Source organism: Streptomyces ficellus, assembly GCF_030406405.1.
GTDB lineage: Bacteria > Actinomycetota > Actinomycetes > Streptomycetales > Streptomycetaceae > Streptomyces > Streptomyces ficellus_B.
This window is the reverse complement of record NZ_JAUEPL010000001.1, coordinates 13,569-25,193: the sequence shown is the minus strand read 5'-3', so window position 1 is coordinate 25,193 and position 11,625 is coordinate 13,569. Positions and strand designations below refer to the sequence as shown.

Here is an 11,625-nt window from a genome sequence, read left to right as displayed (position 1 = left end):
GCGTGGGCACGCTTGACGAACCGACGACCCGTCAGCACGATGACGCCAGGCCGGCTCACCTTGACCAAGGGGGCGCTCCGTGACATCGGTGACCGCAACGGCGCGGTCCGGCGGAAAGGCCGGCGGCACGGGGAGACCGGCACACCGGCCGCGCCCGGTGGATCACGGGGCATGGTTCCTCGTCCTGCCGGCGCTGATCCCCATCCTGGTTCTCAGCGTCGGACCGCTGCTCTATGGCGTCGCCCTCGCCTTCACCGACGCCCAGTCCGGACGCACCCGGTCCACCCAGTGGGTGGGCACGCTCAACTTCCAGGACCTGCTGCACGACACGCTTTTCTGGGAGTCGTTCCGGATCGGCCTGCTCTGGGCGGTGGGCGTCACCGTCCCGCAGTTCGTGCTCGGCCTCGGGCTGGCCCTGCTGCTCAACCAGAACCTCCGCTTCCGCTGGCTGGCGCGGGCGCTGGCGATCATCCCCTGGGCCATGCCCGAGGTGGTCGTCGGCATCATGTGGCGGCTGGTCTACAACCCCGACGCCGGCATCCTCAACGAGACCGTCCGAGACCTCGGCCTCGGCGACGGCCGCGACTGGCTCACCGGACTGGCCACCGCCCTGCCCGCCGTGACAGCCGTCGGTATCTGGGCCGGCATGCCGCAGACCACCGTCGCCCTGCTCGCCGGGCTCCAGAACACCCCGCAGGAGCTGCATGAGGCCGCCGCCCTCGACGGCGCCGGCGCGTGGCGCCGCTTCCGTACCGTCACCTGGCCGGCCCTCAAGCCCGTCGCCCTCGCCATCACCGCGCTCAACTTCATCTGGAATTTCAATTCTTTCGCGCTGGTGTACGTGCTCACGGGTGGCGGGCCCGGCGGCCGTACCCGCCTGCCCATGCTCTTCGCGTACGAAGAGGCGTTCCGCTATGGACAGTTCGGCTACGCCGCCGCCATGGGCTGCGTGATGGTCGCCGTGATCTCCGTACTCCTCGCCCTCCATCTGGTGGGCCGGCTGAAGGGAGGCGAGGACCGGTGAACGGCCTTCGCCCGAGCGGGCCCGCACGGGCCGGCCAGTACCTCGCGCTCCTCGGGTACCTGGCCTTCCTCGCCTTCCCCTTCCTCTGGCTGATCTCCACCGCGTTCAAACCGGCCCGTGAACTGGCATCCCTGCACCCCACCTGGCTCCCGGACGACCCCACCCTCGGCAACTTCCGGCAGGCCTTCGCCGAGCAGCCCCTGCTGCGGGCCGCCGGGAACAGCCTGATCGCCGCGCTCGGTGCCGCCCTGATCGCGGTCGCCATCGCCACGCCCATGGCCTATGTGATGGCCCGCCACCGCGGCCGGCTCTCGGCCGCCGCCACCGGCTGGGTCGTGATCAGCCAGGCGTTCCCCTTCGTCCTGGTGATCATTCCGCTGTTCCTGGTCCTGAAGAACCTGCATCTGCTCAACACCCTGTCCGGGCTGGTGATGGTGTACGTCGTGTGGTCGCTGCCGTTCGCGCTGTGGATGCTGACCGGCTACGTACGGGCCGTACCCGCCGAGCTGGAGGAGGCCGCCGCCGTCGACGGCGCGGGCAGGCTGCGTACGCTCGTCTCGGTCACCGCCCCGCTGCTGGCGCCCGGCATCGTCGCCACCGCGCTGTTCGCCTTCATCACCGCGTGGAACGAGTTCTTCTTCGCGCTCGTCCTGCTCAAGACCCCGGAGAAGCAGACCCTGCCGGTGGTCCTCACCCGCTTCCTCGGCGCGGAGGGCGTCGCCGACCTCGGCCCGCTCGCCGCCGCCGCGTTCCTCGCCACGCTGCCCTCCCTCGTCGTCTTCGCAGTCATCCAGAAGCGGATCACGGGCGGCATGCTCTCCGGGGCGGTGAAGTCCTGATGCGTGGACGGGCACTGACCGCCGCGGCCGCAGCGCTCGCGCTGCTCCTGGCCGGCTGCTTCGGCGGGGCTGAGCGGGACGGGGACGGACGGGCCGGGAGGGTGGTGCTCCGCTTCCAGTCCCTGGCCTGGCAGAAGGAGTCCGTGGACGCCAACAAGGAACTCGTCGCGGAGTGGAACGCCGCCCACCCCGGCATCCGGGTCGAATACGTCCAGGGCAGCTGGGACAGCGTCCACGACCAGCTGCTCACCTCCTTCGAGGGCGGTGAGGCGCCCGACATCATCCACGACGCCTCCGACGACCTCGCCGACTTCGCCTACGGCGGCTACCTCGCCGACCTGCGCGGCCTGCTGCCCGCCCGGCTGAAGGCGGACATACCGCGGCGGAGCTGGGAGACGGTCACCTTCGGCGACGGCGTGTACGGCGTGCCGTTCCTCCAGGAACCGCGCGTCATCATGGCGAACAAGAAGATCCTGCGCTCGTCCGGCGTCCGCATCCCGACGCCCGCCCGGCCTTGGACGTGGCCGGAGTTCCGGCAGGTCACCAAGGAGCTGACGGCCACGATGGGCAAGGGCCGGTACGCGGTGGCGTGGCCGCTGAAGGAGCCGGTCTCCGTGTCCCTGAACCTGGGACTGTCCGCGGGCGGGCGGCTCTTCCACCGGGGCGACGACGGGAAGGCCGAGATCCGGTTCACCGACGGGGACGCCGTCATGCCGGGCACCGTGCACGCCCAGGTCAACACCGACCGCAGCGCCCCGCGCGGCACGCTCGGCATGGGCGGGTCCGACACCCTGCCCGGGTTCTTCGGCGGCAGGTACGCGATGGTTCCGCTCGGCTTCTCCTACCGCCAGCAGATCGTGCGGCAGGCGCCCGAAGGGTTCGAGTGGATGGTGCTGCCCGCGCCGGCCGGGGACGGGGGACTGGCGCAGGGGGTCAGCCCGCAGACGCTGTCGATCGCCGAGGACAGCCCGTACAAGAAGGAAGCCGTCCGGTTCATCGACTTCCTCCTCCAGCCGCGCAACATGGTGCGTCTGGCGCGCGGTGACTGGATGCTGCCGACCGGTACGGAGGCGCTGAAGGACCCCTCGCTGCACACGGCGAAGGACGGGTGGGCAACCGGCGTGGCGCTCGCGAAGGACCTCCGCCCGGCCCCGGCGCAGTGGGTGCGCGGCTATCCGGAGTGGAAGGACAAGGTCGCCACGCCCGCCTTCCAGGAGTTCTACAGCGGCGCCATCGACGCCCGTGAGCTGGAGAAACGCCTCGTCGACGACGGCAACCCGGTGCTCGCCCGCTACCAGCGCTGAGCGCGCCGCGAGCCGGCGTTGCCGCGGCGCCCCCCGACGCGACCCTGATCACCCCGCCTCAGTACGCCCGTGAGCGGGCACCGGCGACGGCCGCCGAACTAGTTGCACGAGACGTCTCGTCTCGCCTAGTCTGAGCGGCATGACCCCCACAGAACGCGCCCATATCGCCATGTTCTCCATCGCCGCCCACGGCCATGTGAACCCGAGCATCGAGGTCATCCGGGAACTCGTCGCCCGTGGGCACCGCGTCAGTTACGCGATCCCCGCCTCCTTCGCCGACAAGATCGCCGCGACCGGCGCGGAGCCCGTCGTCTACACCTCGACCCTCCCGACCGACGACGATCCGGACGAGTGGGGGACCGAACTGATCGACAACATCGAGCCGTTCCTCAACGACGCGATCCAGGCGCTGCCCCAGCTGGCCGCGGCCTTCGAGGGGGACGAGCCGGACCTCGTCCTGCACGACATCACCTCCTACCCGGCGCCCGTCCTCGCCCACCGCTGGGGCGTCCCCGCCGTCTCCCTGTGGCCCAACCTCGTTCCGTGGGAGGGGTACGAGAAGGAGGTCGCCGAGCCGATGTTCGCCGACCTCAAGACGTCCGAGCGCGGGAAGGCGTACTACGCGCGCTTCGAGGCCTGGCTCGCGCAGAACGGCATCACCACCCACCCCGACCGGCTGGTCGCCCGGCCGCGCCGGGCCGTCGTCCTGATCCCCAGGGTGCTCCAGCCGAACGCCGACCGCGTGGACGAGTCCGTCTTCACCTTCGTCGGCGCCTGCCAGGGAGACCGCGCCGAACAGGGGCAGTGGCAGCGGCCGGCCGGTGCGCGGAAGGTGCTGCTGGTCTCGCTCGGCTCGGCCTTCACCAAGCAGCCCGCCTTCTACCGCGCGTGCGTGAAGGCCTTCGGTGACCTGCCCGGATGGCACATGGTCCTCCAGATAGGGGCACACGTCGACGCGGCCGAGCTGGGGGAGCTGCCCGGCAACGTCGAAGTGCACACCTGGGTCCCGCAGTTGGCGGTACTGCGCCAGGCGGACGCCTTCATCACGCACGCGGGCGCGGGCGGCAGCCAGGAGGGCCTCGCGACGGCCACGCCGATGGTCGCCGTCCCGCAGGCCGTCGACCAGTTCTCCAACGCCGACATGCTGGCCTCGCTGGGCGTCGCCCGGCACCTTCCGATGGCCGACGCCACCGCCGACGCCCTGCGCGCGGCGGTGCTGGAACTGGCCGGCGACCCGGAGGTGGCCCGGCGGGCCGAGGAGATCCGGCGGCGGATGGCGAGCGAGGGCGGCACCCACCGGGCGGCCGACCTCATCGAAGCGGAACTCGCGGCGGCGCGCCCGGCTCCCGCCGATGCGTAACGGCTGATACGGCTGCGCTCGCGCCCCTGCCAGCGGCCGCCGTGCCCTCCCCCACGGGGCGCGGCGGCCGTCCTATCGTGTGACCATGACGACGACGTACGCCGCCCTGCTGCGCGGAATCAATGTCAGCGGCCACAAGAAGGTCCCCATGGGGGAGCTCCGCACGCTGCTGACCGAGCTCGGGCACAGCGACGTACAGACGTATCTCCAGAGCGGCAACGTCACCTTCGCCGCCGCGTCCGGGGCGGAGGAGAACGCGCTGGCCGCCGAGCTGGAGCAGGCGATCGAGAAGCACTTCGGCTTCCGCGTCGACTGCCTGGTCCGCGGCGGACCGTATCTGCGCGCCGTCGCCGGCGCCTGCCCCTTCCCGGCGGCCGAGCTGGAAGCCAGGCAGCTGCACGTCACCTTCTTCTCCGAACCCGTCGGCCCGGACAGGTTCGCCGCCATCGACCAGGCCGCCTTCCTGCCGGAGGAGTTCCGGCTCGGTGACCGCGCCCTGTATCTGTACGCCCCCCAGGGCCTCGGCCGCTCCCGGCTGGCCGACGCACTCTCACGCCCCCGCATTCTCCAGGGCATCACCGCCACCACTCGCAACTGGAACACCGTCGTCAAGCTGGTGGAGCTGACCCGTGACTGAGCAGACCTCGGCCGTCGCCGCCGCGATCGAGGGCGAACTGCGGCTGCTGGACCCCGAAGTCCGCACCACGCCCGCGCTGTTCGAGGCGCTGCTGCACCCGCGGTTCCACGAGTTCGGCGCGTCCGGCCGCCGTTGGGACCGGGCCTCCATGATCGCCGCGATCACCTCGGAGGACGCCCCGGGGCCGCGCCCCATCACCACCTCGCGGATGCGCGGCGTGCAGCTCTCCGACGACGTGGTGCACCTGACGTTCGACACCGAGTCCAAGGGGCGTCACGTCCACCGCAGTTCCCTGTGGCGGCGCACCGCGGACGGCACCTGGCTCCTGTACTTCCACCAGGGCACGCCCTTCACCCCCGACGCGTGACGCCGCCGGTCAGGCCACGGCCGCCGGCTGCTCGGCGGCGGCGCGGGCCTCGTCGTACCGGGTCAGCAGCAGGCGCGCCATCTCCGGCGCGGGGCCCAGCACGTCGGCGAGGACGTCCGCCCCGGCCGCGCCCGCGGCGATACGGTCCGGCAGGCGGCCCGGCGCGATGACGTACGGGGCGACCGCCACCCGGCGCACGCCCTCGGCGCGCAGGGCGGCCACCGCGTCCTCGGTGCGCGGAAGGGATGCGGAGGCGAACGCAGGCCGCACGGCGCACCAACCGGTGTGCCGCAGCTCCCGCGCCATTTCAGCGATCACTGCGATCGCCTCCGGGTCGGTGGAGCCCGCCGAGGCCAGGACGACCCCGGTCGAGCGCTTGTCGGCGGGCGTGAGCCCCGCCTCGTACAGCCGCCGCTCCAGCGCCGCCACCAGCAGGGGTGAGGGACCCAGGACGGGAGCCTGCCGGACGCACAGGGACTGCGGGGCCTCCCGCAGGACGGCCGGGATGTCGGCCTTGGCGTGGAAGGCGCGGGTCAGCAGGAGGGGGAGGGCCACCACCTCGCGTACCCCGTCCGCCGCCAGCCGTTCCAGCACCGCCTGCACCGACGGGACGTTGAAGTCGAGGAACGCCGTCTCCACCCGCAGCCCCGGCCGCGGGACCCCCGCCGCCCGCACCAGGGCGTGAACGGTCGCGGCGTGCCGCGGGTCGCGACTGCCGTGGGCGATGACGAGAAGGACAGGACGACGGTTCATGGGGACGCTCAGCTCTTGACGAGGAGACCGCGGCTGCGCAGCACCGACCGCTCCAGCGGGCTGAAGATCAGCAGGTCGATGGCGATGCCGACGACCAGGATCAGGATGATCGCCAGGAAGATCCCGGGCATGTCGATGTTGTTGCGGCCGTTCTCCAGCAACTGGCCCAGGCCGAGGCCCAGTTCCGGCGACGAGGCGATGATCTCGGCCGCCATCAGCGAGCGCCACGAGAAGGCCCAGCCCTGCTTCAGCCCCGCCAGATAGCCCGGCAGCGCCGCCGGCATCACGATGTGCCGGGCCCCCCGCAGCCCCGTCGCGCCGAGCGTACGGCCCGCCCGCAGGAACAGCGGCGGCACCTGGTCCACGCCCGCCACCAGCCCGTTGGCGATCGACGGCACCGCGCCCAGCAGGATCACCGTGTACATCATCGAGTCCTGGAGGCCCAGCCACAGCACCGCCGGCGGCACCCACGCCACCGAGGGCAGCGACTGCAGCCCCGACAGGATCGGCCCGATCGCCGCCCGCACGAACCTCACCCGCGCGACCAGCAGACCCAGCGGCGTACCGATCGCCAGCGCCATCAGGAACCCGAGCAGCGCCCGCGACACGCTCGTCCACAGGACGTCGAACAGCGTGCCCTGCAACCACATCGTGGCCAGGCTGTCCCACACCGCGGACGGCGCGGGCAGCTTGTACTCGTCGGTGACCTTCGCCGACACCAGGACCTGCCACACCAGCAGCACCAGCGCGACGGCGACGAGCGGCGGCAGCACCTTCTTGACCAGCACCTCCCGCACCGGGGTGCGGGTCACCTGCACCGCCTCCAGCGCGTCGAGGCCCGCCTCCAGACCGGCCAGGTCGTCCGTCTTGGAAGCGGTGGACGTCGTATCAGTGCTGGCCATGACGGCGGATCTCCCCACGCAGTTCTTCGGTGATCTCAAGCGACAGCTCCGCCACCGCGGCGTCCTCGATACGGCGCGGCTGCTCGATGTCCACGGTCCACTCACGGGCGATCCGCCCCGGCCGGGACGACAGCAGCACCACACGCTGGGCCAGCCGCACGGCCTCGCGCACATTGTGGGTGACGAACAGGACGGAGAGGTTCGTCTCCTCCCAGATGCGGGTCAGCTCACCGTGCAGCACATCCCGCGTGATGGCGTCCAGCGCCGCGAACGGCTCGTCCATCAGCAGCAGGTCACTGTCCTGCGCCAGCGCCCTCGCCATCGCCACCCGCTGCCGCATGCCGCCCGACAGCTCGTGCACCCGCTTCCCGTACGCGCCATTCAGCCGCACGAGCTCCAGCAGCCGCTGCGCCTCACCGCGCCGCTCGCCGCGCGGCACCCCGCGCAGCCGCAGCGCCAGCTCGATGTTCTTGCCCGCCGTCAGCCACGGGAACAGCGCGTGCTCCTGGAACATCAGCGCGGGCCGCCCGCCCGGGGTGTCGATCGACCCGGCGCTCGGCCGGTCGAGTCCGGCGACCAGGTTGAGCAGCGTGGACTTGCCACAGCCCGAGGCGCCCAGGAGCGTGACGAACTCGCCCGGCGCGACGTCGAGCGTGATGTCGTCGAGCACGAGCTGCCGCCCGGCCGGTCCGGCGAAGGACTTCGAGACGTGCTCGATGCGCGCGGCGTGGGTGGTCACCGTGGCACGGTCCTCGGCCTTGGCGATCGTGATGGCCATGGTCGTCACCTCCTGGGCGTGATGAAGCGGATACGGGGGTTCGCTACGGGTTACTCGGCGCCGAGCCCGGCGTCGGCGACCTCGGGCCTGCCCTCGGCCCTGAGGACCTTGTTCAGTGGCTTCAGGTCGTAGATGCCGTGCAGGTCGGGCTTGTCCAGCAGCCCGGCCTTCACCGCGTGGTCCGCCTGCGCCCGGAGCGTGGCGGCCAGCGGGTCGTCGGTGAACACCAGCGACGGCCACGCCCGGTCGATCACCTCGGCCGGCAGCGGCTTGCCGCTGAGCGCCTTGAGCCTGGCGTTGGCGGACGCCTTCGCCTTGGCCGGGTTGGCGTTGATCCACGCGTTGGTCCTCACCGAGCCGCGCAGCACCGCCTCGACCACGTCCGGGTGCTCGGCGAGGAACCGCTGCGACACGATGATGTTCGTGATCACGAACTTCTTCTCCGGCCACAGCGACGACTCGTCCAGCAGCACCTTCGCGCCCTCGCTGACCAGCTTGGACGCGGTCGGCTCCGGCACCCACGCGCCGTCGATGGACCCGGACCGGTAGGCGTCCGGGGCGATCTTGTTGTCCGTACGGACCACTGAGACGTCGCCCTTGCCGCTCTGCGGGTCGACCTTCCAGCCCTGCTCCGAGATCCAGTTGAGGAACGCCACGTCCTGGGTGTTGCCGAGCTGCGGCGTGGCGATCTTCTTGCCCTTGACGTCCGCCAGGGTCTTGATCTTCTCGGGGTTGACGACGAGTCTCACACCGCCGGACGCCGCACCGCCGATGATGCGGAGGTTGTTGCCCTTGGCCTTGGTGAAGCCGTTGATCGCGGGGGAGGGGCCGATGAACCCGATGTCGATGGAGTCCGCGTTCAGCGCCTCGATCTCGGAGGGGCCCGCGTTGAAGGTGGAGACCCTCAGCTGGGTGCCGCCCAGCTCCTTCTGGAAGATGCCCTCCTGGTCGCCCACCAGGGCCGTGGCGTGGGTGAGGTTCGGGAAGTACCCGATCCGCACCGCGTCGGCCGACAGCTTCGCCCCCTTGGCCTTCGCCCGCGTCTCCGGGACGGCCTGGGAGCCGTAACCGCACGAGGCGAGCGCCCCGAGCAGCAGCGGCAGGGCGGCAGCGGCGGCGAGTGCGCGCCGCAGGGCGGTGGAGCGGGAAGTGGCAGGCACGGGAGGGGGTTCCTCTCGTCGGGCCCGGTGCTCACGTCCTCCTGATCGTCAGGGGCGTGGCCGGGGTGGCGGCAGGTGCGGGTCTTCGGGCGTACGGGCGGGGGCGGGGCGTCATCGGACACATCGGGCGACACCCCCGGTTCCCGCGCCGAGGGCACCGCTGCCGACCCGGCCGCCCTCCTTGGCGAAGGTCGCGTAGACGTCGGTCGTCATGTCAGAAGTCCCAGCCGTCCTCGTCGCCTCGGACCACGGGAGCCTTGGCCGACGCGAACGCCTCGCCCGCCATGCCCGCCGCCAGCGTGGTGCCGTCCGCCGGGTCGATGAGCAGGAACGATCCGGTACGGCGGGAGTCGGCGTACGTGTCGAGCGCCAGCGGTTCAGCGGTACGCACCACGACGCGGCCTATGTCGTTGGCGACCAGCTGCCCGGGCGCCGGGTGCTGGGACAGGTCGTCCAGCGTCAGCCGGGACGGGATGTCCTTGACGATCGCCTTGACGGTACGGGTGGTGTGCTTGAGCAGCACCCGCTGGCCGACGACCAGCGGCTGGTCGGCCACGTGGCACACCGTCGCCTCCACATCCCGCGTGGTCGCCGGGGCGTCGCCGACCGGGGCGATCAGGTCGCCGCGCGAGATGTCGATGTCGTCGGCCAGCCGGATCGTCACCGACTGCGGTGCCCAGGCGATGTCGACGCTCTCGCCGAGCGCGTCGATGGCGGTGATGGTGCTCGTCCGCCCCGACGGCAGCACGGTGACCTGCTCGCCCACGCGGAAGGCACCGGCCGCGATCTGACCGGCGTACCCCCGGTAGTCGGGGTGCTCGGCGGTCTGCGGACGGATCACGTACTGCACGGGGAAACGGGCGTGGCAGGCCGTCAGGTCGTGGCTGACCGGGACGGTCTCCAGGTGTTCCAGGACGGTCGGGCCGCCGTACCAGTCCATGTTCGCGGACGGCTCCACCACGTTGTCGCCGTCGAGCGCCGAGATGGGGATCGCGGTGATCTCCGGGACGCCCAGCTCGGAGGCGTACGTCGTGAACTCCTCGGCGATCTTGGCGAAGACCGGCTCGGCGTACTCGACCAGGTCCATCTTGTTGACGGCCAGGACGACGTGCGGGACACGCAGCAGCGCGGCCACCGCGGCGTGGCGGCGCGTCTGCTCCACGACGCCGTTGCGGGCGTCGACCAGGACCACGGCCAGCTCGGCGGTGGAGGCGCCGGTGACCATGTTGCGGGTGTACTGCACATGGCCGGGCGTGTCGGCCAGGATGAACCGGCGCCGGGGCGTGGCGAAGTAGCGGTAGGCGACGTCGATGGTGATGCCCTGCTCCCGCTCGGCCCGCAGGCCGTCCGTCAGCAGCGCCAGGTCCGGGGCCTCCTGGCCACGGCTCAGGGACGCCGCTTCCACGGCCTCCAGCTGGTCCACCAGCACCGACTTGGAGTCGTGCAGCAGCCGGCCCACCAGCGTGGACTTGCCGTCGTCGACGGACCCGGCGGTCGCGAAACGCAGCAGGGTGGTGGCCGAGAGCTGCTCGGTCGTCGTGCTCATCTCTAGAAGTACCCTTCGCGCTTGCGGTCTTCCATCGCGGCCTCGGACAGCTTGTCGTCGGCGCGGGTGGCGCCCCGCTCGGTGAGCCGGGAGGCGGTGATCTCGGCGATCACGGCCTGGAGCGTGGTGGCGTCGGAGTCGACGGCACCGGTGCAGGACATGTCGCCAACCGTGCGGTAGCGGATCATCCGCTTCTCCACCGGCTCGGTGTCCTTCGGGCCGCCCCACTCGCCGGCCGTCAGCCACATGCCGTTGCGGGAGAACACCTCACGCTCGTGCGCGAAGTAGATCTGCGGCAGCTCGATGCCCTCGCGCTCGATGTACTGCCACACGTCCAGCTCGGTCCAGTTGGACAGCGGGAACACGCGGACGTGCTCACCGGGCGCGTGCCGGCCGTTGTAGAGCTGCCACAGCTCCGGGCGCTGGCGGCGCGGGTCCCACTGCGAGAACTCGTCCCGCAGCGAGAACACCCGCTCCTTGGCCCGGGCCTTCTCCTCGTCGCGCCGCCCGCCGCCGAACACGGCGTCGAAGCGGTGCTGCTGGATGGCCTCGGTCAGCGGCACGGTCTGCAGCGGGTTACGGGTGCCGTCGGGGCGCTCCTTGAGGACCCCGCGGTCGATGTAGTCCTGCACGGACGCCACGTGCAGGCGCAGCCCGTACTTCTCGACGGTGCGGTCGCGGTACTCGATGACCTCGGGGAAGTTGTGCCCGGTGTCCACGTGCAGCAGCGCGAAGGGGATCGCGGCGGGAGCGAACGCCTTCAGCGCCAGGTGCAGCATGACGATGGAGTCCTTGCCGCCGGAGAACAGGATCACCGGCCGCTCGAACTCACCCGCCACCTCGCGGAAGATGTGCACCGCCTCGGACTCCAGCGAGTCCAGGTGCGACAGCGCGAACGGGCTGTCGGTCTCCTCGTCGAACGTGGTGACGCTGGTCGTCATGCTGCTACCCCTTC

11 protein-coding genes and 1 pseudogene are annotated in these 11,625 nt (G+C 71.4%); 6 read left to right on the top strand and 6 right to left on the bottom strand.

The window, feature by feature from the left end; all coding sequences use genetic code 11:
- Positions 1-79: 79 nt before the first annotated feature.
- The 6 genes and pseudogenes from QWM81_RS00125 (at position 80) to QWM81_RS00100 (ending at position 5,531) form a co-directional block, all read left to right on the top strand.
- Positions 80-1,024: a carbohydrate ABC transporter permease gene (locus QWM81_RS00125; protein ID WP_435372293.1), complete on the top strand. Its 945-nt coding sequence runs from the start codon at positions 80-82 to the stop codon at positions 1,022-1,024.
- Positions 1,021-1,863 carry a carbohydrate ABC transporter permease gene (locus QWM81_RS00120; RefSeq protein WP_290109245.1) on the top strand — a complete coding sequence of 281 codons (843 nt, stop codon included), beginning with the start codon at positions 1,021-1,023 and terminating at the stop codon, positions 1,861-1,863. The genes QWM81_RS00125 and QWM81_RS00120 overlap by 4 nt, the downstream gene beginning before the upstream one ends.
- Positions 1,863-3,167 carry an ABC transporter substrate-binding protein gene (locus QWM81_RS00115; RefSeq protein WP_290109244.1) on the top strand — a complete coding sequence of 435 codons (1,305 nt, stop codon included), beginning with the start codon at positions 1,863-1,865 and terminating at the stop codon, positions 3,165-3,167. Before QWM81_RS00120 ends, QWM81_RS00115 begins: the two co-directional genes overlap by 1 nt.
- 102 nt (positions 3,168-3,269) lie before the next feature.
- Positions 3,270-4,527, top strand: a pseudogene (gene mgt / locus QWM81_RS00110) (macrolide-inactivating glycosyltransferase).
- Positions 4,528-4,612: 85 nt separating this feature from the next.
- On the top strand, positions 4,613-5,164 hold the full coding sequence (locus QWM81_RS00105) for a DUF1697 domain-containing protein (protein ID WP_290109242.1): 552 nt from the start codon (positions 4,613-4,615) through the stop codon (positions 5,162-5,164).
- Positions 5,157-5,531, top strand: coding sequence for a nuclear transport factor 2 family protein (locus QWM81_RS00100; RefSeq protein WP_290109241.1), 375 nt, complete (start codon positions 5,157-5,159; stop codon positions 5,529-5,531). The genes QWM81_RS00105 and QWM81_RS00100 overlap by 8 nt, the downstream gene beginning before the upstream one ends.
- Before the next feature lie 9 nt (positions 5,532-5,540).
- On the opposite strand, the gene QWM81_RS00095 is transcribed toward QWM81_RS00100, so the two are convergent.
- The 6 genes from QWM81_RS00095 to cysD all read right to left on the bottom strand — a co-directional run bounded on the left by QWM81_RS00095 (position 5,541) and on the right by cysD (position 11,611).
- A complete protein-coding gene (locus QWM81_RS00095; protein WP_290109240.1) occupies positions 5,541-6,284 on the bottom strand; it encodes a sirohydrochlorin chelatase in 744 nt (247 codons plus the stop codon).
- An 8-nt stretch (positions 6,285-6,292) separates the two neighbouring features.
- Positions 6,293-7,186 (bottom strand): ABC transporter permease, encoded by an 894-nt coding sequence (locus tag QWM81_RS00090; RefSeq protein ID WP_290109239.1) that lies wholly within the window; start codon positions 7,184-7,186, stop codon positions 6,293-6,295.
- Positions 7,173-7,964: an ABC transporter ATP-binding protein gene (locus tag QWM81_RS00085; RefSeq protein WP_290109238.1), complete on the bottom strand. Its 792-nt coding sequence runs from the start codon at positions 7,962-7,964 to the stop codon at positions 7,173-7,175. Before QWM81_RS00085 ends, QWM81_RS00090 begins: the two co-directional genes overlap by 14 nt.
- A 50-nt stretch (positions 7,965-8,014) precedes the next feature.
- Positions 8,015-9,124, bottom strand: a complete 1,110-nt coding sequence (locus QWM81_RS00080) for an aliphatic sulfonate ABC transporter substrate-binding protein (protein WP_290109237.1) — start codon at positions 9,122-9,124, stop codon at positions 8,015-8,017.
- A 214-nt stretch (positions 9,125-9,338) separates the two neighbouring features.
- Positions 9,339-10,670 (bottom strand): sulfate adenylyltransferase subunit 1, encoded by a 1,332-nt coding sequence (locus tag QWM81_RS00075; RefSeq protein ID WP_290109236.1) that lies wholly within the window; start codon positions 10,668-10,670, stop codon positions 9,339-9,341.
- A gap of 2 nt (positions 10,671-10,672) precedes the next feature.
- Positions 10,673-11,611, bottom strand: coding sequence for a sulfate adenylyltransferase subunit CysD (gene cysD, locus QWM81_RS00070; RefSeq protein WP_290109235.1), 939 nt, complete (start codon positions 11,609-11,611; stop codon positions 10,673-10,675).
- Positions 11,612-11,625: the final 14 nt, after the last annotated feature.

What these genes read in the sequence shown, in the direction of transcription:
- QWM81_RS00095 (WP_290109240.1), bottom strand. Translation starts at nt 6,284, where the DNA reads ATGAACCGTCGTCCTGTCCTTCTCGTCATCGCCCACGGCAGTCGCGAC.
- QWM81_RS00090 (WP_290109239.1), bottom strand. Translation starts at nt 7,186, where the DNA reads ATGGCCAGCACTGATACGACGTCCACCGCTTCCAAGACGGACGACCTG.
- cysD (WP_290109235.1), bottom strand. Translation starts at nt 11,611, where the DNA reads ATGACGACCAGCGTCACCACGTTCGACGAGGAGACCGACAGCCCGTTC.
- QWM81_RS00105 (WP_290109242.1), top strand. Translation starts at nt 4,613, where the DNA reads ATGACGACGACGTACGCCGCCCTGCTGCGCGGAATCAATGTCAGCGGC.
- QWM81_RS00085 (WP_290109238.1), bottom strand. Translation starts at nt 7,964, where the DNA reads ATGGCCATCACGATCGCCAAGGCCGAGGACCGTGCCACGGTGACCACC.
- QWM81_RS00075 (WP_290109236.1), bottom strand. Translation starts at nt 10,670, where the DNA reads ATGAGCACGACGACCGAGCAGCTCTCGGCCACCACCCTGCTGCGTTTC.
- QWM81_RS00115 (WP_290109244.1), top strand. Translation starts at nt 1,863, where the DNA reads ATGCGTGGACGGGCACTGACCGCCGCGGCCGCAGCGCTCGCGCTGCTC.